The sequence below is a fragment of the Pseudomonadota bacterium genome (assembly GCA_036339585.1).
In the GTDB taxonomy this organism is placed as follows: domain Bacteria; phylum Pseudomonadota; class Alphaproteobacteria; order UBA8366; family UBA8366; genus UBA8366.
Genome location: JAYZAS010000016.1, coordinates 1 through 23,138, shown reverse-complemented (window position 1 = coordinate 23,138; position 23,138 = coordinate 1). Strand labels below are relative to the sequence as shown.

Annotated in this window: 17 protein-coding genes and 2 tRNA genes; 7 read left to right on the top strand and 12 right to left on the bottom strand. The window is 42.4% G+C overall.

All coding sequences use genetic code 11. The features are described 5' to 3' along the window. The first annotated feature begins 73 nt into the window (after positions 1-73). The gene (locus VX941_10000; protein ID MEE2933737.1) at positions 74-1,654 is read left to right on the top strand and encodes a PfkB family carbohydrate kinase; all 1,581 of its coding nucleotides are present in this window, start codon (positions 74-76) and stop codon (positions 1,652-1,654) included. Beyond that, positions 1,651-2,238, top strand: a complete 588-nt coding sequence (locus VX941_09995) for an SIS domain-containing protein (GenBank protein ID MEE2933736.1) — start codon at positions 1,651-1,653, stop codon at positions 2,236-2,238. The genes VX941_10000 and VX941_09995 overlap by 4 nt, the downstream gene beginning before the upstream one ends. 5 nt (positions 2,239-2,243) lie before the next feature. Here the strand turns inward: VX941_09995 and VX941_09990 are convergent, their stop codons facing one another. From VX941_09990 to VX941_09980, 3 genes are all read right to left on the bottom strand, one after another. Further along, the gene (locus VX941_09990; protein ID MEE2933735.1) at positions 2,244-3,824 is read right to left on the bottom strand and encodes a radical SAM protein; all 1,581 of its coding nucleotides are present in this window, start codon (positions 3,822-3,824) and stop codon (positions 2,244-2,246) included. Positions 3,825-3,883: 59 nt separating this feature from the next. After that, a complete protein-coding gene (locus VX941_09985; protein MEE2933734.1) occupies positions 3,884-5,395 on the bottom strand; it encodes a tetratricopeptide repeat protein in 1,512 nt (503 codons plus the stop codon). A gap of 84 nt (positions 5,396-5,479) precedes the next feature. Then, positions 5,480-8,644: a tetratricopeptide repeat protein gene (locus tag VX941_09980; GenBank protein ID MEE2933733.1), complete on the bottom strand. Its 3,165-nt coding sequence runs from the start codon at positions 8,642-8,644 to the stop codon at positions 5,480-5,482. Positions 8,645-8,801: 157 nt separating this feature from the next. Here VX941_09980 and VX941_09975 point away from each other — a divergent pair, with 157 nt between their 5' ends. After that, the gene (locus VX941_09975; protein MEE2933732.1) at positions 8,802-9,974 is read left to right on the top strand and encodes a radical SAM protein; all 1,173 of its coding nucleotides are present in this window, start codon (positions 8,802-8,804) and stop codon (positions 9,972-9,974) included. 136 nt (positions 9,975-10,110) lie between these two features. Here VX941_09975 and VX941_09970 read toward each other — a convergent pair whose 3' ends face one another. Together VX941_09970 and VX941_09965 are read right to left on the bottom strand one after the other, a co-directional pair. Further along, complete coding sequence (locus VX941_09970; protein ID MEE2933731.1) at positions 10,111-11,922, bottom strand: hypothetical protein; 1,812 nt, start codon at positions 11,920-11,922, stop codon at positions 10,111-10,113. A 42-nt stretch (positions 11,923-11,964) separates the two neighbouring features. Further along, entirely contained in the window at positions 11,965-13,968 is a 2,004-nt protein-coding gene (locus tag VX941_09965; protein MEE2933730.1) for a radical SAM protein, read from the bottom strand. A gap of 214 nt (positions 13,969-14,182) precedes the next feature. Between VX941_09965 and VX941_09960 the strand changes: the two genes are divergently transcribed. Then, positions 14,183-15,022: an NAD(P)-dependent oxidoreductase gene (locus tag VX941_09960; protein MEE2933729.1), complete on the top strand. Its 840-nt coding sequence runs from the start codon at positions 14,183-14,185 to the stop codon at positions 15,020-15,022. 5 nt (positions 15,023-15,027) lie between these two features. Then, positions 15,028-16,221: a methyltransferase domain-containing protein gene (locus tag VX941_09955; protein ID MEE2933728.1), complete on the top strand. Its 1,194-nt coding sequence runs from the start codon at positions 15,028-15,030 to the stop codon at positions 16,219-16,221. A 12-nt stretch (positions 16,222-16,233) separates the two neighbouring features. Here VX941_09955 and VX941_09950 read toward each other — a convergent pair whose 3' ends face one another. Both VX941_09950 and VX941_09945 read right to left on the bottom strand, forming a co-directional pair. Beyond that, positions 16,234-17,361 (bottom strand): radical SAM protein, encoded by a 1,128-nt coding sequence (locus VX941_09950; GenBank protein ID MEE2933727.1) that lies wholly within the window; start codon positions 17,359-17,361, stop codon positions 16,234-16,236. A gap of 208 nt (positions 17,362-17,569) precedes the next feature. Next, positions 17,570-18,265, bottom strand: coding sequence for a class I SAM-dependent methyltransferase (locus tag VX941_09945; protein ID MEE2933726.1), 696 nt, complete (start codon positions 18,263-18,265; stop codon positions 17,570-17,572). Between the two features lie 75 nt (positions 18,266-18,340). Here VX941_09945 and VX941_09940 point away from each other — a divergent pair, with 75 nt between their 5' ends. Continuing rightward, the gene (locus VX941_09940; protein MEE2933725.1) at positions 18,341-19,894 is read left to right on the top strand and encodes a tetratricopeptide repeat protein; all 1,554 of its coding nucleotides are present in this window, start codon (positions 18,341-18,343) and stop codon (positions 19,892-19,894) included. Between the two features lie 88 nt (positions 19,895-19,982). On the opposite strand, the gene VX941_09935 is transcribed toward VX941_09940, so the two are convergent. Further along, positions 19,983-20,786, bottom strand: coding sequence for a DNA-formamidopyrimidine glycosylase family protein (locus VX941_09935; GenBank protein MEE2933724.1), 804 nt, complete (start codon positions 20,784-20,786; stop codon positions 19,983-19,985). A 179-nt stretch (positions 20,787-20,965) separates the two neighbouring features. Between VX941_09935 and VX941_09930 the strand changes: the two genes are divergently transcribed. Continuing rightward, positions 20,966-21,607, top strand: coding sequence for an NAD(P)-binding oxidoreductase (locus VX941_09930; protein ID MEE2933723.1), 642 nt, complete (start codon positions 20,966-20,968; stop codon positions 21,605-21,607). 66 nt (positions 21,608-21,673) lie between these two features. Here VX941_09930 and VX941_09925 read toward each other — a convergent pair. The 4 genes from VX941_09925 to VX941_09910 form a co-directional block, all read right to left on the bottom strand. After that, a tRNA-Arg gene (locus VX941_09925) sits at positions 21,674-21,750 on the bottom strand. 36 nt (positions 21,751-21,786) lie between these two features. Beyond that, positions 21,787-22,092 carry an ETC complex I subunit gene (locus VX941_09920; protein MEE2933722.1) on the bottom strand — a complete coding sequence of 102 codons (306 nt, stop codon included), beginning with the start codon at positions 22,090-22,092 and terminating at the stop codon, positions 21,787-21,789. Positions 22,093-22,302: 210 nt separating this feature from the next. Beyond that, a complete protein-coding gene (locus VX941_09915; GenBank protein MEE2933721.1) occupies positions 22,303-22,725 on the bottom strand; it encodes a carboxymuconolactone decarboxylase family protein in 423 nt (140 codons plus the stop codon). 303 nt (positions 22,726-23,028) lie between these two features. Further along, a tRNA-Pro gene (locus VX941_09910) sits at positions 23,029-23,105 on the bottom strand. Positions 23,106-23,138: the final 33 nt, after the last annotated feature.

The following is a 23,138-nucleotide window of genomic DNA, read 5'->3' as shown; positions in this document are numbered from 1 at the left end:
TTGCATTTTTACGTCCCATGGCCTTAACTCTTCATTTATTAAGTCATTAACTTTTCAGCAAGTTGGGACAACTATGAATCACCGGGTCTTACCACCTGCTAAAAATAAAAGCGATGTGCTTTCGAAAATTGTAACAATTCCTGAGCTGAAGAAATTACTAAGCACACGGCGAATGGCTAGCTCCAAGGTTGTTCTATGTCACGGAGTTTTTGATTTATTACACATGGGGCACGTTCGACACTTTCAAGAAGCGCGAGCAATGGGGGATCTCCTTATTGTATCGATTACTGCGGATGCTTTTGTAAATAAAGGACCGGGTAAGCCCGTTTTTTCTCAGGGCCTGCGCGCCGAAATGCTTGCGGCTCTCTCATGTGTTGACTGGGTAACAGTCAATGATGCCCCCGATGCTTTACCTGTCATCGACGCTATCAAACCAGATTTCTATGCAAAGGGTTCAGATTACTCCGACGCTAAAAATGACATTACCGGCAAAATTAATGTGGAGCAAAAAAAAGCCGAATCCTATGGCGGAAAGCTGGCTATAACAGATGATATAACATTTAGTTCCTCTGAACTACTCAATCGTCATTTTGATGTGTTCGACCAACCGGTGCGTGATTTCTTATCACATATGCGTCTAAATGGGGCGCTTGAGCGCTTAAACAAACATTTGGAACAGCTTGCTCAAATGAGAGTTTTAGTGGTTGGGGATGCAATTATTGATGAATACAGATACGTAGCACCACTTGGAAAATCACCAAAAGAAAATATGATTGCCACTAAGTTCGAAGAAAATGAGGTCTTTGCAGGCGGCGCCATTGCAACCGCTAATCACATAGCGGGAATATGTGCCCACGTCGATATCATGACGTGCCTAGGTGATAAGGAAGGAGATAGCGGACACGAGGACGAAGAAATTATCATGTCGGGCCTCGCTCAAAATGTCCAACTTTTACCTATCCGACGCCGCGGCGCTCCGACTACACGCAAGACACGTTTCATTGATCGATATTATTTCCGCAAACTATTCGAGGTTTATGATTTCGATGACGCGGCTCTTCCTCAGCCGTTACAAACGCAATTTGATCAGATGATTAAGGAGAAAATAGCAGATTATGATATCGTAATTGTGAATGACTTTGGGCATGGACTTATCGCAGCAGGGACAATAACAATCTTAACAAAGAATTCGAAGTTCTTAGCAGTAAACGCCCAATCAAACAGCGCCAATTTTGGATTTAATCTAATAACGCGCTATCCACGAGCTGATGTTGTCTTCATTGATACGCCAGAGGCCCAGCTTGCGGTCGGTAATAAAACTACTGATCCTGCGACCGTGGTGTCAAAAGTGCTGCCGACAAGGATGCAATGCGACAGATTTGTATTAACTCTTGGGGCAGGTGGCTGTACAACATGGGAGAAAGGTAAAAGCGTCCAAACTGTTCCAGCTTTCGCAACCTCTGTCGTAGACCTTGTCGGTGCTGGCGATGCCTTTCTTGCTGTAGCAGCCCCTTTTGTCGCAGTTGGCGCCTCGATGCGAGATGTTGGTTTCATGGGTAATATAGCCGGCGCTATCAAAGTAGGTATTGTAGGCCATCGGAGTTCAATCGATGCAGCCAAGTTAATGAAATCTATTACAGGCCTACTTAAATGACGGAATACCCTGCAACAATTGACCAATATCTCGAAAATATTTCAGCTCTTAGACACAAGATCACAGCGAGGAATAGTGCAGGAGCAATACTTTCACTCGCCGATGCCACAAAACAATCTATAGCGTTAATTAGGTGTGCATCACAGGATGGAGGAAAAATAATATTTATAGGCAACGGCGGCAGCGCAGCGATTGCAAGCCATATGGCTATTGACTTTTCAAAAAACGGCGGGATGCCAGCAGTTTGTTTCAACGACGCCGTGGCATTAACCTGCCTCACCAACGATCTGGGGTATGAAGAGGTGTTTTCTCAACCGATTCGAATGCTTGCAAAACCCAATGATGTTCTTGTAGCAATCAGCAGTTCGGGACAGTCACATAATATAATTAACGCTGTGAAAGCGGCGCAGTCAATTCCTATAAAAGTTATAACACTTAGCGGTTTTGATGAAGCTAACTTACTCATAAAGGAAGGAAATATAAATTTTCATGTCCCATCAACTCGTTATGGTGCCGTGGAAATTACGCATCTTACCTTATGCCATGCATTGCTTGATTTAATACTAGGAAAGAAAGCGGTCTAAGGGCGTTAGGCCTTTCCATCGCTTGAAAATCCGCTAAACCCGATCTGTTCTTTTTTCGAAAAACCTGCTGTCGCGTATTCCGCAGCATTCATAAAGGTTTTGTGTGCTCTTTCAGATTTGGATTTTCGTTTTTTCTTTAATTCTTGGTGTTTCCTCCAGGTAGTTCTTCGAACATCTTCGATTTCCTCCTGCGTCATGCCCTCTATACGAATAGAAGAAACAGAATACCTAATGTCATCAGGATCAAAAGATTCAGACAACAAACCTCTATCAATGGCCTCGTCATAAACTGGAGTGCCCGGAAGAGGAGTTACAACGGATAGGGCAAAGTCATCTAATTCTAAAGACATTGCATAATCGGCTGTATGAAGAATTGATTGTTTCGTTTCGTCCGGGAAACCAATCATTAAAAAGCCTCTGACCTCGATATTTTTTGATTTCGCATACTGTATAATTTCAGGAACGCGTGCTAAATCGACTCTTTTGTCAATTCGTTCATCTTGAATATCCTGGTTTGCAGACTCAATTGCAAGCGTAAGGCGATAGAAATTAGCTTCAGCAAGGAGATCAATCATCTCTTTATCCAAAGCATTTATCTCAGTACCCGCCGGAACGCTAAACACCATGTCAGGAAAATTTGCAGCGAGCTCGCGACAAAGGTCTTTAACTCTTGGACCGGAAACAAAAAAATTATCGTCTAGAAACTGAATTTCTTCCACACCAAATTCATCACGCAACCATCGAATTTCCTTAACCACATCATCATTTGTGCGCTTGCGGTAACCCTTAAAACCACCCATCAAAGGAGAAGTGCAATAAAAGCAAACATGAGGGCAGCCTCGGGTTGATACCATCACCGCGTGTCGCTCCGCTTGAACATCACCCCCACCTGCCCGAACTTCAGAAGTCCAGTAGGCCTCCATTGGAAACATGTCCCAAGCTGGCAGCGGAAGTTTCGCAAGGGATCCCGGATTAGGACCGTCCTTACGGAAGTAGTACTTGAAATCCTCGCCCTCTACGGCCGGCTTTATATTCGCCTGATTATCTATGATTTCTTTTCCATTGCGATGAAATAAACCGCGTATATCACGCAAGTCCTGCGTACCATTTAGTGCGTTGCATAGCTCAACAAAAGTTTCATCCGCTTCCCCCGTCAGAACGAAATCTACTTCAGGCCGTTTCATGACTTTTATTGGCATTGCTGAAGGATGATGGCCCCCTAACACAATAATTTTCTTTGGAAACTGCATTTTAATAGCTTCCACCAAACGAAAACTTTCCGCTGCTAGATTAGAAAAAAGAATACTGATCCCAATAAGGTCGGGATCAGATCTTTTTATGCGAGATAGGGCCTCCTCGACATCTAATCCATAGTAAACAAATTGTTCGGTATAACGCTCCTGATTATAGCCTTCAGCCAGCATATCCAGCACATCTACCAGATAACCAGCTTCTCGAGCCGCAGCGGCTAGATAGGCTAACCCGAGTGGAGGGTGACAATGCTTGCGCTCTGTAATTGTGCCATCTTTACCAATCAGGCAACGGCCTGGTGGCTGTATCAACATAACGCGATGGACTTTATGCATTCTGCTAAAAACTCGTTCAAAAAGGATAGGCTTCTAGGTTTTATCCGATCACACTGCAATTAGCACGCCAAATCAACCAAGGCTTTTGCTATGCGGCCCATTAGTTCACTAAATTCGCCCCTAGAACGAAATAAACGCAGACTTGGATACCATGGTGTGTCCTCACGTTCTAATTGCCACCGCCAGTCGGGTACACAATCAAGTATCACCCAAGTCGGTACACCCAGCGCCCCAGCTAAATGAGCAACCGATGTGTCTACGGTGATCAAAAGATCCACGTTGGAGAGTGCGCATGCGGTATCATAAAAATCATCGAACCCATCGCTTATATTTAGTAACGGTGTCTTAATATCTGAAAGTTGCTCGGCAGCGGCCCCCATTTGAAAACTAAAGAATGTAACGCCTGAGATAGAGAAGATTGGCTCAAATGCCTGAAGTGGTAGGCTTCGCCTATGATCGCGTGCATGATCCGGGTTTCCGGCCCAAACGAGACCGACCTTCAGTACCTGAGTGTTTGCGGGAAAACGACATTTTTTTTTCACTGAAATATATGGGACTTGAGAGGGTATCGTTTGCAATTGCGTTTTAAAAATGTACGGTAAGCTCATTAATGGCGCATGGCAATCGGCATGCAAGGGTTTATCACCCACTGTAACTTCGTCCACACCGTCAACGCATGAAAAAAGCCTTAGAAGCGACTGACGACAGCTTATCACGACCCTGCCCACTCGCTCTTTCACTAACTGAGCATAACGGATGAATTGAATCGCGTCGCCATGACCCTGCTCCGCCCACAGAATGATTGTCTCATTAGGCCGACATTCACCCTCCCAAAATGGCACACTAAATTTTTGCCGGTAGTCTTTTCTCTGCAGACGCCATTCATGTTCTGCAAAGCCATTTATGAAATCACCATCTAAAAGCAAAAGTTGTGCACGATTAACACGCGCGTAAACATGCTCAGGATTCAATTCAAGAGCCCTTGCCGTGGCCTCACGTGCCAAAGCATATTCACCTCTCAATCCTCTTGCTACACATAAGTTATTATACGCGTCAACATCCTCAGAGTCTTTTTCTATCTGTTCTTCAATTTCTTTCAGTGCTTCCGGAATACGGTCCAAACGCATCAAAGCGAGTGCAAGACCATTGCGAACTTTCGCGTGCCACGGAGCATACAATTGACATTTCTGGAAGTGTCTAAGAGCCACTTGGTAACGACTACGCTTATTCTCTAGAAGGCCGAGATTATAATGAGCATCGGCGTATTCAGGAGCCTGAGATAGTGCGCATAAATATGCGGATTCTGCTTCATCCAACCGTCCAAGCGTACTGAGCACTAGTCCCAAATTATTTGAATATTCCGGAATATCTGGATTAAGAACGATTGCTTTTTCTATGTAAATTAATGCCTGCTCATTATCTTTGAGTTGGTGATTGACAAGCCCTAAAAGGTTGAGTGCATCCGTATTGTGTACATCCAGATTAAGAATGGATTCGTAAAGCTTTCGCGCAGCATTGAAGTCACCCGATTGGTGTAATTTAACCGCGGCATTCATAATATCTGAAGTCACAAACGCACCTATTCCCAATTGAAGATTAACCTTTACTGTAATCTTTAATCAACGTAGAGGCTTTCCCAATTTGCAAAGATAAAATTACGACAAAGGAGATTCGGGCACACTAGGTATTTGGGGATCAAGATAGCCACCTATGAATTCACCATCTTCAGGTCGGATAAGTTTTGGTCTCCATGGCCAGATCATCGTTGTGCAGGCTTGCTCCTTATCATCAAATTTTCTTACCACCTCTCCCGCAGCCCTATAATTTTCTAACGCCAATGAGACATTACCCAAAATTTCGTGACAGTTAGCTAGTCGAACAAAAGTATCAAAACTCTTGCCTCCTAAAGATATTCCTTTTCCATAGGAACATATTGCTTTTTCAAGCTTTCCCATTTTTCTATATGCGTCTCCCATATAGTCCCAAGGCTCATAAAGTATCGGATCTTGGGTGGCTGAGGTTTCAAATGCTTTTATAGCTTCTTGGAGATTCCCCTCTTCATAAAGCGCAATTCCCAAATTAAAAAGGAAAGCAGGCTCATCTCTTTTAAGGGCTATCGCATTCTCAAAAAGATCAATTGCATCAGAATGTTTTCGAAATATGTTAGCCGCGACACCCAGCATTCCTATTGTATTTGCATGGTCGGGAGTCACTCGGAGGATCTGCTGAAATACCTGCACCCCCTTGTTGAATGTTGTAATTCCACCACAGAATAAACGAACGCCTAATTTAAATGCTGCGTCTATCTTCAATTCAGTTTTATTTGCGCCCGGCAAGTGATTTACAGAAATATTATTCTCGTGTCCGGTTTTCCCTAGCAAGGATTCAACATCGTGAACCTCGCGAATACATTCGTGATATTGAATGGGCACACAGTCCAGGCAGTACACTGTGTTTGCAGCCTCTACCAAGGCTAACTGCAAATCAAAATGCAAAGACGCCGGTAAATGGATGCCAAATTTATAAGCCTCCGTTGTGGAAAAAATGGCACAACTATCAAACGGTATCACTAAAGCAGTTTTTGACCCAGCCTGCCTATTATCTCTTATCAACCTTAGAAATTTGTCTCCGTATGCATCATCTTTGATTAATCTCTGAGAAGATTCAGAGCCCAAAAGTATAACCGTTAAAGCTAAATTTTCACCTTGCGAAGATCTCCACACATTAATGTAGGCTGCAGCTTGTATAGTTGCCTTCATAGGAAATTTCTGTTTCCTCTCAAAGGGCGGCAACATTGCCGGTTGTTGATAGCTCTCGTCATTCACCAGCGACTGACTATTTGTATTATTTTGGATAGCTAAAAATTCCAAGGCTCTATTGCGGCATATAAAGAAAGAAAACCCCCTGTTCTTGCGCACCAAAGGAATCCACTTCATTACCAATTGCAATGGAATATGCCCACCTACCGACATACTCTTTATGTTTTTTGGAACAATACAAATATGATTGGGCTGTTCAGGTACACCACTCGCAAACTTCACAAAGTTTTCAAGCGGATCTTCACATTCCAAATCATCATTTTTTTCTAAATCATACTCAACAAAGACAACCGGTTGATTTAATTCCTTAGGCTTTCCAAATTCGTTTTCCCAGATCTCCATTGTTTGCGTAGAACCAACTAAGGGCAGTACGAGGTGCTTATGCCGTCCCTTTAATATGGTCCTTCGTCTTGGAAATAAGGTTTCCTTTGCCTCATCTAACTTCTGTTTCTGCTTTTTGTGTGATACTACAAAAGAATTGTACATCCTTGCAGCCGTCTTATTCTTTCCTAACCTCTCATGACAAGATGCTAAATCCAGCTTTGCTCGCCAGTTCGAACGATCCCTTTCAACCTCAATCGCAAATTCATCCGCAGCTTTACTAATGTGTCCCTGTGAGAGGTACAGTTTAGCAAGAAGGCCTGATATGCCATTTAATTTACAATCAGATTTTCTTAAATTTTCTAACAAATCTAACGCCACGGTGGCATTCCCCAAAGATTTTTCTGCAAGTGCCAAGTTGAAAATGCACTGCGGCGAATGGGGTTGACGATCTAAACAAAATTTTAAAGCTTTTTTCGCTTCCGTGGGGCGTGCAAGATGAAGAAGTGCTAGGCCTCGCATCACAGCGGCATCAAAATCATCTTGATCAAGAGACAAAAGGTGATCGTAGATATCCAAAGCGTGCGTACATCTACCTACCTGATGCAAGGTTACAGCAAAACGATAACTTTCGTCGCGTCCAAATATTGGTCGATTTTCGATTTTGTCCAAATCACCGCGCTCTATTGCATAGTTTACGGCGCAAGAAGCATTTGCGAAAGAATCCACCAATGTCTCGTAACAATCATCATTCCATATTATTCGCTGAAATGGTGTTGCCATGGGTAACTGGCCACCAATAGGGATACCATAAACACCACATGTTGCTCTCTCATCTGCTTCGTTTGTTGCATTAAACATCTTGTAGGCTAGATATCGAATTTTTGGATTAAGGTAGCAAATCTGTAACGGACCATTGTTAACCAACATGTTGAGAAATGCGGACTCGTAAAATGCTAGGCGCAGGTCTAGGTCAATCGCTGCCTCATTAAAATGGCACAAGCCCTTCAATTCTTCAGGAACAGGTAAAAATACTGCATCTGTGTCACGAATTATAACGGGAAGAAATTCATTTTCATCAATGGTCGCTGCAAAGCGTGCCCAAGCATCAAGGTTACTATTGCGAGCAGGATCATTAGGCGACTCCCGTAAAGTGATAGCAATTACCTTGCGCCCGTTTGCATGTTTCTCATACCACTCCCTAACATATTGTTGTGCTCGGAGCGTCGGAGTTAAAACTGGGACTTCATCGCCTTTTAAGTGCCTGATAACAACCCCAGCAAACATAAATGCATCAATTGACGCCTGAATAGCTTTTTGCGAGTCAAAAATGTGCGTGGTGTAATCAACCGGAAAGATATTCGATGCTAAATTATCCTCTATAGAAGTTGCCTGTGCCCGTGTGGGGCAAACTGTGATTCCTTCAATCGAAGAAAGGAAGGAGCAAGCAGCTATATGCATATTTTGTAATCGCCAACGACTAACATCACCTGTCAAATGCATCATACGAAAACCGTCATCGTCCCCCGGGACAAATACTATATGTAATGATTTAAAGTTACTTTGAATGCGATGCATTTCTGCGCGAAGAAGAAAGCTTAAGAAGTCAAAGGTCACAGTGCATATTTGCAAATCGTAAAAGGCGTAAAGAACACTGTTGCTATTTTGAATATTTTTCATGTGACCAAGCCTTAACCTGAGGCATGACTAAAGTATATCGATCTTAAAAATGATAGTAAGAACCGTGATTGAAAAATCATTCGCTCTTGATTACATGATGGAATGCTTTTTGCATGGTTGCAACCTGTAAAATAGCTATTTGGTGATTCAGATGCAGATGAGACAGCAAGAACAGAATTTGTTTGCAGAAATTCAAAAAAAGATTTCTGCCCTTACTGAAACGCAAAAAAATCTCTCTCGTGAAAATCAAATCCTTCGCCAATATATATCTGAAAACCAAATCCAAGCAGAAAAATTTAATACCGAGTTACAACATAAGTTAGCCGATGATTATGCGGTAGCGCGAGCAGCTGACTATTATTATAACATCGATATCGTAGGTACGTGCTCAGTCCAATGCCCTTCATGCCCGGTCGGGAACTCTGCTGATGCTCCAACCCCCAAGGGAATGATGAGCATCGAGACTTTTGAAGAGGTATTAGACAAAATTAAAATTGAAAGCCCAGGCGCGCGTACATCAATTGAGCTCTACAATTGGGGAGAGTCGGCATTACACCCTGACTTGCCAAAATTTATAGCAGCAGTCAAAAACCGAGGATTCATCTGCGGCCTCTCGAACAATTTGAATCACGTTCGGGATATGCGTGGATTAGTCAAGGCAAAGCCCGACTATTTAAGAGTGTCGATATCAGGTTTTAAGAACGAAACCTATCAACAGACCCACAGAGGTGGCGATGTTAATAATGTTAAAGCTAATCTACATTTACTTCGCGCTACTATGGATAGCTACGGACTTGACGTCACAAAGGTAGAAATTGGTTATTTAGTTTACCGTCATAATTTTGATGAGGATTTCATAGCGATCAAACATCTATGCGATCAATTACATTTTTCTTTCAATTGGACATTTTCAGTAATGATGCCGGTCGAGACTGCAATCAAAATAGCCGAAGGGAAAATACCAAAGAATGTAGAAAAAATTAATGATTTACTAGTCATCAATCCTGCCAAGTGGAAGGAGCTAACACTGCAATATCGCGATTACTTCAAAGAATGTGATATGAGGCCCAATCGCACAGTGATAAACTTCGATAAATCAGTACCTTTGTGTTGCGGTACATATTTACCTGAAAATTATATTGCGCAAGACTTTTTAAAAATCTCGCATAATGATTTACAGAAAAAGAAATATGAAAACGATCTGTGCGCAAAGTGTATGGAAAACATGGTTGACCATATGTTTACATGTGTGAGACCGCCCGAAGTAGATGATTATGCGTATAAAGAATTAAGCAAATTAGGAACGTTTACGGGAAAAAATGGACGTTAAGACAACCGCAGCACGTTGAATATTTGCAGTCCGTAACACGGTTATAGGACAAGAGATGGCATTCATTTATTAACTGCAATTTAAGGGTATTTGCGAAAGGTATAAAAAATTTCCTAAATGAATTGATATTTAGGATTCAAAGGCTCTTATCAGCCAAATCTAAAACCGAGACACTAGAACCTTCACAGAATAACTCCCACATTTTTTTTAGTCCTATCTGCACCGTGCGCGAAAAATGGTCCGCATCACAAAGACGAGAACACTCTGTTTTTGACGGTAATTTTTTCCTTAACTTACGAAGCGTATGCGGTTTCTTAGCAAGGCTCGTTGCCAGATTTATATATTCTTCAACTGAATTTGTTGAAAACTCTTCAAGATTAATTGCTTCATAAATCGTTCTGCCTGTTCGAGATACTATCCTATTATCGTAACACCAATTTATAACTGGAACTCCATGGCAGAGAGCTTCCAGAGTGGTACACCCCCCCTGCTCAGGTATCGTGTCGAGTGCTATATCAATTTTATGATAAATATCTAAGTGTGAAGTCTGGTCGGTTTGACCGAAGAAAGATAGACGGTCAGCTGCAATATTCTTTTTAGAGAAAAAAGACAAAACCCTCTGTTGAATTAGGGTTTCATCAAATTGGCCTCCTTTTAGGATCAATCGAGAATTGGGCACGGATGCCAACACATCGGACCAGGCCTCTAAACAAAGCGGCGTAACTTTTACGAATCTATTGAGGCTACCAAAAGTTATGAAGCCCTGGCTATCGAATGGCAAGTCTGACACATTCTTACCATTACTTGGGGACGTCCAACAAAAATATGGCCCATCAGCCAACACCATAGCGCCATCGTACGCATGGAAGGTTTCCTTTGGAACAACACTGCGATCAAACCAGAAATAATCAAATTCACTGGTCCCTAAAGGTAAACTCGCGGCCTCGACTTGGATTGGAGCAGCTCGGCCTGCATACACCCGCACGCGAGGACGATCGCCGATTGCCCCTAGATGAATAAGAATATCAATTTTATCCTCTCTCACCTTAGATAGAACTTCCTCATCAGTAAGGTTAGAAATTTGATATTGGTGATCAAAAACATCCGTAAAATCAGAAACAGTGCCAAAGCAAACGTCGCCGTCAATATACCCAAATAATTCGAAATTATTTTTATCATAGCCGTAAAACCATGCCCCCCAGATGTAGAGCAATGTATTTGCGTCAACTAATTCAAGCGGCAAAAAACCAATGCGCAGTCGTCTGTCCTTCGCTTTTTTAACAGTCGCATAGTCAAAGTCCGGCACAACGCCGTAATTATACTTTTGGAGATTTTCTAATCCGGAAAAATGATTTGATTGCTCTGGAGACCGCAATGAGGTCTCGGCAAAGTGAAAATATAATGCTTCAGGAGACGCCTCAGGCCTCTTAATGAGAGGCTCGAGTAAATCCATACCCTCACTATGGAAACCACGAGTAAGAACAGCATATGCAATACGAAATCGAAGTGCATCCAATTCCGAATCTTGCATAGCAAGAAAATGCTTTGCTCCATTAAGGGCTACTTCAATATTCCCCTGATGTAAAAGCGTAGCGAGAACACCAACTAACTTGTCGTGAAAATATGATAAGTCATTGCCCTGAGTCGCATGCCTTTTTAGTACAAAGCAAGCGGCTGAAAACTTTCCTTGCATTAAGAGTGAATCAAACCAAAATCTTAATGCAAGCGAATCTGTGTTCTGAGGTTGTTGAGTACAAATCTTTTCGAAATAGCCTTCTGCTTTTGTTGGGTGCTGCTTTTGCAGATAAATTAATCCAATCAACAATAGCGCTTGGGCCTGACTTGGTTCAGATGATAGAACGTCCAGCAACAAAACCTCTGCGACATCAAGTTTTCCTGCTTTCTGATATTTTATAGCCGATTCTATTTTTGAAAGCTGATCATTCATATAAATTGCTCGCGCGGCATTGTGAGCATTTTTTTTATGAGATCAACGGCCATCTTTCCCAACAAACGCACCTTTTTCAGATAGTGTCTCATATGCTTTCCTTTCACCCATTTCTGGGTGAACACCTGAATAAAAGAAATAGGCGTTTGACTCCATACAATCTCCACAAAGACTGTGATCGGAGCGGCATTTCTGTATGTCATCGTGCGATACTTCAAGAAAATCTTTAACTGTAATATTGTCGTAAGAATACGACGCGCAGCAAATAGGAACTGTACCGTCAAAGTTAATTGCCATTCTATGCTTTTTTAAGTGGCATTCACCCGGAACATTCTTGCGGAAGGCACCTGACGCATCAACCAGCTCTTTCCATTCACGGGGATCTACAGGTAAATTTTCGAAAATTTCTTTATCAGCTTGGTCATATTCTCCGCGAATGGCTGTGATGGTTTTTTCGACTGGCATGTAAACAGCGAAGATCCAATCGAAATGAAAATCAAGTTCTTCTGCCAATAGACGCATTCGCACGAAATCATCTGAAAAATTATGCTTGTATACCATATACCCAATTTCAATTGCCGTTTTCGATTTGGTCCGGTCTAAGACATGACGCAACAGATGCATATTCGATTTTACAATATTGATGTCACCACGGGTATGAGTTTGCATATGAGTTTCATTGCTAAATCCCGACAGCGATATTCTCAGGGCATCTGGCTCCGCCCGGATAATTTCCTCTAGCTTTTTTCGGCTCAAATTATGGTTCAAATTGCTAGACAAACCGACAAGGAAGCCATATTCACGGGTTTTTTTTATGAATTCGGGCAACTTTGGATGGAGCAGCGATTCCCCCCAGTTATGTATATCTATCGCTATACTAACACATGGATCATGAGATTTTTTTATCTTCGCTAAGATCTTCTCATATTTATTCAGGTCCATAAATCCCTTTGGAATCCCACTATCATCAAAGTTTCCAACAGGGCATGAGGGGCACCGTAGATTACAAGTACCAACAATATCAATGTTGTAGTAAAAGTCTGCTTGCCGCGCAGCATAGTACTTTTCCCGCAACCGCTCCATTTTATGAGCGTCGAACCGAACAGACAATAATCGGTCGAGTTCCGAATTATCTAATTTTGGCAAGTGCCATAGAGCACGGGTCGCCAAATCATTATTAGGTTGTAATTCGACCACCCGCTCAAACGCCGTGATGGCCTCCCTTATGGCGGCTGATGCATAAAGATTTTGAGCAGTCATTGCCCATTGAACAATGTCATCAGCAGCCTGACCATATAAATGTGCGATTGCCAGATGTGCATCCTGATCTCGATAATTTAACTCAGGAGGGTTAATCACCTCAAAGATAGGTAGCTGTGGCTGCTGAAAAGCTGGGGTTTCCCTTGCCAAATCCGTCAAATAGGGGTTTTTGCGGATGCTTAAGATACAGTCAATCAAATGGGCCGCAATGGTGTCCTTAGGCAGGTCAAAATTATTGAAAACATCTGAGTCTATGAATTGTGCGGTTTCAAGATTCTTAAGGGCTAAGCGCACGTAATCACACTCAGCTGCGAAAATACCAATCACACAATAAGTTTCGGCAAGGCTTGGAAGCTTCTTCAAAAGTATGTTGTGTTGATTTACGCAGTAGTCCACGCATTTTTTTTCGCTGCCAAACCATTGGTAAAGAGGCTTTGCGATTTCTTCGTATTCAGTCGAAATACCTCGCCCTTGTTCACGGGCTTTATCGAGTGCTTTGAGAGAAAGCTTGATCTGCCCTAACTCAAGAGAAATGATCGCTGCTTTTATTAACGTATCAGGTTCCAATGACGCTTTAATAATCTCAGTCATCAAATGAAATGCTTTGTCTAAAATACCCTTTTCTAAATACTCCCGCGCCTTGGCTATTCGGTCAATTTCACTAGAGCTTGATGTTATCTCAGAAACCATCTCTCTTTCAGTTTTTTCTTCGGTCGAACCACAGAGGTCGGCGGTCCTATTGCTATCCGTTTCAGTGATTATTTCTGCAACATTTTGATATGACATATGCAGTTGTCTCCGGCTTATTGATCGATAAATAGCCACCTTGGCAGCCGATAGGCACCAGATCCGCAACGGGGAGAAGAGCAACCTGAATAGGTTACCCTTTTAATGTCCCGACGAAACTGTATTAAAGCTTGCAAATTTCACACCAAGTAGGAGGATCTATATAAAATTTTGTATGCATACTACAGAAGGTTATTTGGTAGAGGAAAGCTCCATGAAAATCTTATTACTCGGAAACCGCGGTCAGTTTGGTACTGCATTCGAAAAAATATGCAGAATGCGGGGGATAGAATGTATTGCTCCTAGCCACTCGGAATTAGATGTAACGCAACCTCAGAAGATATCCTGCGCGCTTTCGGCAGAAGCACCAGATGCTGTCGTTAATTCCACTGGAATTATAGACATAGGTGAATGCGAAACATCTCCATTAGATGCGTATAAAGTGAATGCGCAAGCTGCGCTATCCCTTGCTGAAGCGACAGCAGAAAAAAAGATCGCACTAGTTCAGACCAGCACGCATCTGGTTTTCGACGGTAAAAGTCACCAACCCTATACCGAGTACGACCTTCCATCGCCAAACACTGTGTATGCGGCAACCAAGCTTGTAAGCGAGCATTATGCACTAACTCGAAATCCTAAAAGTTATGTAGTACGTTTTCCAACTCTTTTTGGCCATCGACGCAATGAAAAATCTGGTTTTGTTGAGAAAATGATCACAAAATTAATAGCTGGTGATCCTCTTAGGATCGCTGATGATCGCATGGATTGCCCAACGTGGTCGGAAGACGCCGCACACGAAGTGGCCGAAATAGTTGTTAGTCGCGCTAACTTCGGCCTTTATCATGTCGCTAATCACGGTGCTGTCAGCTATTTCGATTTCATTGCTAAATTGGCAAAAATTTTGAATAGCCCGAGCGGCATAGAAGCTGCAAAGGATAAAGAGTTTATAGCGAGACCACCAAAACCACTCCGCCTTGCTATTTCTTCAGAAAAACGGCCTGCACTCCGACCATGGCAAGAAGCTTTGCAAGAATATTCAAAAATCTACAGGTAAGTTAAATGTCCAACACTAAAATCAGAGAAAACTATCGCTGCGGAATATGCGGAAGTAAGAGCCTTGAAGCAGTCATAAAGCTGCCAAATTTTCCAATTACCGGGGTTTTTGTGAGTGAAAGCGTCCCAGGACCTATACAAGGTTTTGACCAGACCCTACTGATGTGTTGCGATTGCTTGCACATGCAATTATCTCATATTATTCCGCCGGCACAACTGTACGGTGATGATTACACGCATCGCTCAAGCGCGAGCCATATCACCCCTACTGCATTTTCCGATGTCCTTAAATATTTGAATGAACTGAGACCAGACCAACGCTTTCGATCAATTTTAGAAATTGGATGCAACGATCTTATGCTCCTCACAAAATTGTCAAAAATGGCAGACCAGGTTGTCGGCATAGACCCTATCTGGATCGGGAAAGAAGATGATCCTGAAAAAGCTGCAAATATGAGAGTGATTGGAAATTATTTAGAAAAAGTTCAGCTATCAAAGGAACTCACTATCGCTCCAGACATCGTAATCTCAACCCATAATCTTGAACATATCGAGGAACCAGTGTTGCAAATTCGCCGCCTTTTGGATGCCGCAGACGATGATTCAATATTTCTGATTGAAGTACCCGACAGCGAAATCATGGTTCGCAATCTTCGATTTGATCAAGTTTTTCACCAGCACATTCATTATTTCAATATTTCGACCTTCCTCAAAATGTTGGAAGAGGCAGGTGGTTATTATTTCAGCCACCGGATCCATCCAGGAAACTGGGGCGGTACTATCGCTGTAGCATTTACAAAAAAACCTAATGGCGTAAAAGTGCCGCAGACTAAGGCTGTCACCGCAGAGAGAGTTAAAAAGCAATTCAACTTATTCAAGCGAAAAATGTTAGACTTTACCCACACCATTGTGGCCCTTGAGGGCCCTGTGTACGCCTATGGGGCAGCCCAAATGCTACCAACGCTTGCATATCATATGGAGAGCAATCTCGCATTTTTGAATGGTATACTTGATGACTGTAAATTTCGACCTGGCCTTACATACCCTCATATCCCAGTGCGCATAAAACGACCGGAGGAAATTAACGATATTCATGATGCGACAGTGATAATAACCGCATTGGATGCAGTTCGCCCCATCACTAGACGCCTGCGGGATTTTGGCCCCGCATACATTACAACTCCTGTTCAATTTTTTTAGACTTAAGACTGACTAAATAAAGTTTACATGCTGCGGGGTAAAATCCGGCTCTTTGAGGTTTCTCGGCTGGCCATTAAGATCTGACAGAAATCTATTCAAATAATGTTGCCGGCAATTGCTCTCACAATCTTTGTTGACGTTTACCGCTTGCACACGCTGCTGCACTTCCCAATACCGTTCTGACTCAAAGATTTCTTTAAATGATTGTTCAATAATATTGCCCATTAAAAATTCCTCTTGGCGCACATCGAACCAATGACCGCAAGGAAAAACGTTGCCCGTGCCACTAACAGCAATTAAGAATTGGGTGCCGAAACAGACATTATAATCTTTATGACCTAAATTCCCTAACTTCACGACTTTTGGTATAACCTCATAACCCGGCTTAGAGAATTTCTTTGCCTCCATGAAAACGCCCCAATTATCTATGTATTCTTCCTTTGGGGAATCGAGTTTATAGTCCGACGTATCAGAGCATGGCTTAATAACAAAATAATCAGCATCAAGCTGATTACCCAGCTCAGCAAGAGGAACTACCTGATCGAAATTTTCTTTGGTCATCACCATCTGCAAGCCAATTGTGCACGGATAACCATATTTTTTCTTTGCTTTAACCATACGATCAATATTATCCAAAACACGGTCATATTGTGGGACTTGGTGTATTTTTTCGAAGGCCTCTTTAGTGCCCGCACTGATATTTATTCTTAGCCACGTCAAACCAGTCAAAAGGCTTTCAAGCTCAACTGGATCCCTCGGTATTCGAATTCCATTGGTGGCAAGACCTAAATCAAGCCCGATCCTTTTTGCATAATCAACCGACCTGCAGAGTGCTGGATTCAGAGTGTTTTCACCCTCGCCTATTAACGCAATTGAGCGTATTCCAATATCTTTTGCGTCTCTAAAGAAACGCAAGATTGCAGCTTCAGGCATGTTGAAACGTCCTTTTATATCAGTTCCGAAACCTGTCCGCCCTTGGATGACACCATAACAGTAGGTGCAAGCCATATTACAGCCGGCACTTATACCCATATCAACGTGGAGGGGCGCAACTCTCTCTCCAGCCTGCCACTGAGAGACACGATCTAGGTGCCACATCAACTTGTGACCATCCATATTATAACTATCGCGTTCCTGCATAAAGCCTCTCCATCAACAAGCAGCCAAAACCTCGTCAGATATCAAAAAAACTAAAACCCCTAAAACTTTAGAGATTTCATACTCAGCGTCTTCTCAACTTAATATAGCCTATTACTTCACCGGTACATAAAATTCGAAACCAAAATATTTCCCGAAAATCAATCTGTTTATATTGCGACTTCTATTTCGCTTATTTTGTACAAACGATCTATGCTACACATAATGTAATCAAATAATGAGCCATTTTGTCAAAACCGGTATGAACAACCTCGTCGTTCATTGAAAACATAAAAACATTGCTAAAATGATTCTCTAAAGTTGGAACGAGCCGATCAGGAGAGAAAAGATTGATGTGCCCAATCTGGCTACGTTCCGACGCATAGTCACTTGCATGCAAACTGGGAGTGCCAATAATTGCGACTCCCCCTTCATTCAAACACCCTCTACAATTTTTTAGAAATGCCAACTCCTCCTCGCCCCTCGGGAGATGCTCGATTACATCTAAACAGACCAAACCATCGAAGGCACTCTGTGCCTCACTGTCTTTAGAAAAGTCACGCGCTTCGTAGGAGAGGCGCCCTCGATCGTGTGGATTCTGCTCCTCAAATGGTATTAATAAATTTTCCCGTGCATATGTTATCTGGGATTCATCAAAATCGTAGCCTACAACTTGTGCGTTGGTCTCTCCCGCCAACATTAAAGCACCTATACCCTCACCGCAGCCAACCTCAATGATACGTTTTTTATTCTTGAGCATTTTGGACGCAAATTTGTACCGCGAAAGCACAAATGTGAAACATTTCGGATCTTTTAGAAGAAAATAACTATAGATCGGACCAAGCTTAAGATTCTGATCGATATTCAGTGCTGTTACTTTTTCCCATTGGGCTTTGGGATTAGTCATGGCAAACTCTTTGTTCTAATGGACTAGTTCTTCTAGGCATATTAATAAATAACTATTAAGGATGCGATGCAAACCATGGGCCAAACACTCAACGCGTTCTACGACCTTGAGGTATGTCCGATTACCTTCGACTTCGTTAATTTTTTAATTCTTGCTGAATTAGAAAAACGCCGCCGTAAACTTAAAGATTTACATATAACCATTGTGCCTGGCTCAAATGAGGGTTTCCGCGATGACGATGCAGCCTTTAACACCTCAAATAAAATTTGGCGCCTCGAACAAATTGCTGTTCCTGCATGTTGGTTGATGCCAAATCAAGTGCGTCTAACAATATGCAGACAACGCTCCGACCTAAATGAACAATTCGATTTACTTTCAGAAAACATCTTCCCCCCGGAATATCACCCAAAATCACCTCGCGGGGACTTCCTTTGGGCTGGAATAGCCGCCGCTGCAGCAACAGGCGAAGAAATTCCGCGTCTCCGCGCAACCGCGCAAGGGAAAAGTTACATGGCCCAATGGCTATCTTCCCTTGGCACAGAGATTCGGCCTGTAACAATTACACTCCGAGAAAGCAGTCACAAACCCGAACGAAATAGTAATATTGTTGAATGGGCTAAAGCAGCAAAGAAAATATCAAGCCTCGGCTTTCATCCAATTATTTTGAGAGATACAGAGAATTCTTTCAATATTATTAATCCACTTTTAAAGGACTTCAGCCATTGCCCCCAAGCCGAAGTAAACCTGGACCTGCGCCTAGCGCTCTATGAATTATGCCAAACTAATTTGCTGGTACTCAATGGGCCCGGCGTTTTATGCTGGCTGAGCGAAATCGCTTCCTACATTATGTTTCGGATGATCACCTCCAATGTAGAAAATAGTAGCCTTGCAATGTTGGCATCAATGGGCCTTACACCCAACTCCGATTTATCCATCGCTAGCCCAACGCAACGGCTTGTTTGGGAGACAGATAAATCAGAGACTATAGTACGAGAATTTCAAAAACTTACAGACGTGATGAATGATGATAACGTTCAGCCAACACAACCACGCACAGAAAGGTCCTCACTTACATTAGCACAACAGTTTTTCCTTACAGGGCGTTTTGAAGAGGCCACGTCAGTAGTAAAGAAATACCTTCAATCATACCCCGAAAATCCAGATGCGTGGCAGCTAATTGGACTCATAGCTTTTAAGGCTGAACAATTTGACGTTGCTGAAAAGATGATGCAACGCGCAATAAATCTCGATGGAACTAAATCAAGTTTTTTCGTCAACCTCGGCACCTTATATCGGCGAACAAGTCGTCATGCGGAGGCTTTGCAGGCATTCACCAAAGTAATATTAATCGATGATAAAGATGCAGATGCCCATGCTCAGATAGCAGAACTTTTGTTACTTAAAGGTGAAGAAAGCCAAGCTAAAGGTGCTATGGGAAAGGCAGTAGAATTTGGGCAGCACTCTCCGGAAATCTGCGAAAAGGCAGCAAAAGTTTTAACTGATTTAGGTGATTATAAAGAGGCAGTCGGTTTTTATAAGCGTGCGATTGGGTTAAGAGAGGAGTTAGAGAAAGAACGCCAAATACAAAAAGCGAAAGCACCTGAGCTTGTTATTCAATCCATTAAATAAGCAACGTGGGCATCTACATGGCTTACGGATGATAAACGACCATGAAAAAATTTTTGATTACATAACGTGTAACTTTAAAAAAGTAATGCTATCCGATGGGTTGACAATTAGGGCAGAGGAATGCCGACCGGCCATTAATTTCAATTTTTTCAATGTTCTCATAACAATGTGGGCAATGAGTTTTATTATAAATATTTAATCTTTCTGCGGTCCTACCTTTAACATCCATTGTGGTAGTAACTATTCTGTTTTTTTGCATTCCCATGTGCAAAAGAACCTTAGCGTCATCCCATATTTTCTTTAACTGGGTGTCGCTTAAATCCATTCCTAAAGTGCAGGGATGTATTTTTTGACGCCAAAGTATTTCTGTCCGGTAGATATTTCCGATACCAGCCACAACGGATTGATCCATCAATAGTGTTCCAATCCTAGCCCTGCTGCGTTTTACCCTTTTAAAAAAATAACATGGGTCAGCGTCATCACGAAGCAGGTCAGGACCTATGCGCAAGATTAATCTATCAAAATCCTCTTGATTACGAACCGAACAAATAGTTGGTCCACTTATGTCCACGCAACAATCACCACCTACTAAACGAACCCGAACTTGACCACGGGGCGCCATCGCTGGAACTTTTGTCTTTCGTATACGGCCAAATAGGCCAAGGTGTATATGAAGGTACATTTCACAGGTGAACTTATAAAAGAGATGCTTGCCAAATGCCTCGATGGAGGAGCATACTTGCTTGTCGAGTATGTTTGCACCATCGGAAAAGCGCCCTTGTGGCGATGACACATTAATTCTATGACCAATCAGAGCTTTTCTATGGTCGCGAGCTGCGCGATGGATTGTGTGTCCCTCAGGCATTTGATTAGAGAACCCACCTAAAACCATTCTTACTGCTAATAAATGGTAGCGCAAATGTGTTCGATTTCAATAATAAACAAAGGTGGTTAATCGTTGTAATTGCCTTAGAAAAAAACAACGGTACGCCGTTAATTTATAAATGTTGAGAATCAATGAGAAAAAATGCAACAGTTAGTCTGTATGTTTTTTTGCGAGGTAAATAATAGATGAGCAAAATAGTAGTAATGGGTGGGTCGCGAGGTATAGGGCTCGAAACAGTAAAAGCGCTGCTTGAGCGAGGACATCAGGTGACAGCGTTTTCTCGAAGCTCCCTTGATTTTGGCGACGGCAATCCGAATTTCAGGCATGTAGCCGGCGACGCGTGCAACCAAACTGATGTCTGTGCGGTTATTGAGCCTAATCAAGTAGTTGTACAAACACTTGGAGTGCCCTTAAATCTCAAACTTTTAACAGGTCCAATTGATCTTTTTTCTAAATCGACCAGAATACTGATAGATGCGATGAAGCATGCAAACGTACGGCGACTAATTTCAGTCACGGGCTTTGGTGCAGGACGTAGCTTTCAAAGTATAAATTGTTTTCAGAAAGTTCCATTCCAAATATGCTTTGGAGTAGCTTATAGGGATAAGTCGATTCAAGAGTCCCTTATTAAAAATTCTAGTCTAGATTGGACGATAATTCGCCCCGGCGTTCTTACCAATCAAAAGTTAAGCAAGCCATACACTATTCGCCTTCACCCGTCAGAATGGCGCAATGGTATTATATCGCGGTCAGCGGTAGCTGACTTTATAGCGTCTGCCGTAGATGATCCAAAGATGGTAGGTGCTGAACCGGTATTGGCAAATTAGATGCCAATTATGCCCAAAATTTAAACGATACAAGAAAGTTAAACCCGTAATCGGGTTGGGAAAAATTGGCGACCCCGGCAGGACTCGAACCTGCAACCCCCGGCTTAGAAGGCCGGTGCTCTATCCGGTTGAGCTACGGAGCCTCTCAATTTTTTAGCGCCAGCCGCAGAATGGCGAACTTAATGTGTCCACGGCCGACGACGATCATAGGCAAAATTATCCGCATACGCCTTGGGTTTTATTCGTCGTTCATTTGCAGGCGTAACAGTGTAAGTATAACCCTGTTTCTCAGCATACTCTACCGCATCTTCTTGACTTTCAAACTCAAGCTTTACCTGACGACTTGTATCACTCGACCCATTCCACCCCATAATCGGGTCTGGCGCCACTGGATCCTGGGGTTCAAAAACTAAGCACCAATCTTTAGTTTTTGCACGCCCTGACTGCATTGCAGTTTTTGAAGGTTTATATATGCGAACGTGCATTAGGTATCCTTTCAAAATTAATGCAACGAAACATTTGCACGATTTATATTTAAGTCGGAAGACTAGTGTAAAAAACCCCTATCGTAACTTTGTGTCTTGAATCTTATAGTCTAACACACGACCCTTTCCTCCGGTTCATCAGAATAAACGAAAAGTCAAACCACGTGAAATAAGACATTTAAATAAATGGGAATAATTGGTGAATATTTTTTATCTTTCTTTCGATCCAGCGGCCATCTGAGTTTTATTTTCATCAAAATATTTTTTCGCCACCCGCGCTGCACTAAGACCTGCAGGCATTCCTGCATAAACACTTACGTGAAGCAAAACCTCGCGAATTTCCTCCGGCGTGCAACCGTTTCTAAGAGCCCCATCAATGTGGTGCTCTAACTCAACCGGCTTATCGAGGGCAGCAAGCAAACAAACGCTTAGCATACTCTTAATTTTTCTGTCGAGTCCAGGCCGCGCCCAGACCATACCCCAGCCCCATTCCGTTGCAGCTTGTTGGAAAGCAGCCATAAAGGGGTCATTATCAGCGTCGGTAATTCCTTTATTAACCCGATCTGAGTCAAGAACAGCAGTGCGTACTGCTAACCCTTTTTTAAATTGCTCGTTCTTATCTAAATAAACCATTTTATTCTCCGTTGTTCCCAGTAACCGAAGATTGCCAAAACAAATTTAAGTATGAAGTCTGTAAAAGAAATTTTTAGAATTAAGCACCGTTAGTTCGATCGAATACGTCAACAAATCCATGAATGTATATTTTGATTGGTCATTTCAGCGATCAAATTTAGTAATTCACTAGATTACCCAGCGAGGCACTAATATAAAGAATATCTGCAAAACATTAGCGTGAAAAAAATTATGATGCCAAGAACGGTGTACTTTAAAACTAGTTATCAATATTTTTCATGATGCATCACTCATGTGATTATATGGTCGGGGCGGTATGATTCGAACATACGACCCTCTGCTCCCAAAGCAGATGCGCTACCAGGCTGCGCTACGCCCCGACTGGAGATAAATATTCTCAAACTTATGCGGTT

Excerpts from the sequence above, each read along its gene's own strand:
- VX941_09955 (MEE2933728.1), top strand. The coding sequence starts at position 15,028 with ATGTCCAACACTAAAATCAGAGAAAACTATCGCTGCGGAATATGCGGA.
- VX941_09970 (MEE2933731.1), bottom strand. The coding sequence starts at position 11,922 with ATGAATGATCAGCTTTCAAAAATAGAATCGGCTATAAAATATCAGAAA.
- VX941_09920 (MEE2933722.1), bottom strand. The coding sequence starts at position 22,092 with ATGCACGTTCGCATATATAAACCTTCAAAAACTGCAATGCAGTCAGGG.
- VX941_09965 (MEE2933730.1), bottom strand. The coding sequence starts at position 13,968 with ATGTCATATCAAAATGTTGCAGAAATAATCACTGAAACGGATAGCAAT.
- VX941_09990 (MEE2933735.1), bottom strand. The coding sequence starts at position 3,824 with ATGCATAAAGTCCATCGCGTTATGTTGATACAGCCACCAGGCCGTTGC.
- VX941_09935 (MEE2933724.1), bottom strand. The coding sequence starts at position 20,786 with ATGGTTTTAGGTGGGTTCTCTAATCAAATGCCTGAGGGACACACAATC.
- VX941_09995 (MEE2933736.1), top strand. The coding sequence starts at position 1,651 with ATGACGGAATACCCTGCAACAATTGACCAATATCTCGAAAATATTTCA.
- VX941_09980 (MEE2933733.1), bottom strand. The coding sequence starts at position 8,644 with ATGAAAAATATTCAAAATAGCAACAGTGTTCTTTACGCCTTTTACGAT.
- VX941_09930 (MEE2933723.1), top strand. The coding sequence starts at position 20,966 with ATGAGCAAAATAGTAGTAATGGGTGGGTCGCGAGGTATAGGGCTCGAA.
- VX941_09960 (MEE2933729.1), top strand. The coding sequence starts at position 14,183 with ATGAAAATCTTATTACTCGGAAACCGCGGTCAGTTTGGTACTGCATTC.
- VX941_09945 (MEE2933726.1), bottom strand. The coding sequence starts at position 18,265 with ATGACTAATCCCAAAGCCCAATGGGAAAAAGTAACAGCACTGAATATC.
- VX941_09975 (MEE2933732.1), top strand. The coding sequence starts at position 8,802 with ATGAGACAGCAAGAACAGAATTTGTTTGCAGAAATTCAAAAAAAGATT.
- VX941_10000 (MEE2933737.1), top strand. The coding sequence starts at position 74 with ATGAATCACCGGGTCTTACCACCTGCTAAAAATAAAAGCGATGTGCTT.
- VX941_09940 (MEE2933725.1), top strand. The coding sequence starts at position 18,341 with ATGGGCCAAACACTCAACGCGTTCTACGACCTTGAGGTATGTCCGATT.
- VX941_09915 (MEE2933721.1), bottom strand. The coding sequence starts at position 22,725 with ATGGTTTATTTAGATAAGAACGAGCAATTTAAAAAAGGGTTAGCAGTA.
- VX941_09950 (MEE2933727.1), bottom strand. The coding sequence starts at position 17,361 with ATGCAGGAACGCGATAGTTATAATATGGATGGTCACAAGTTGATGTGG.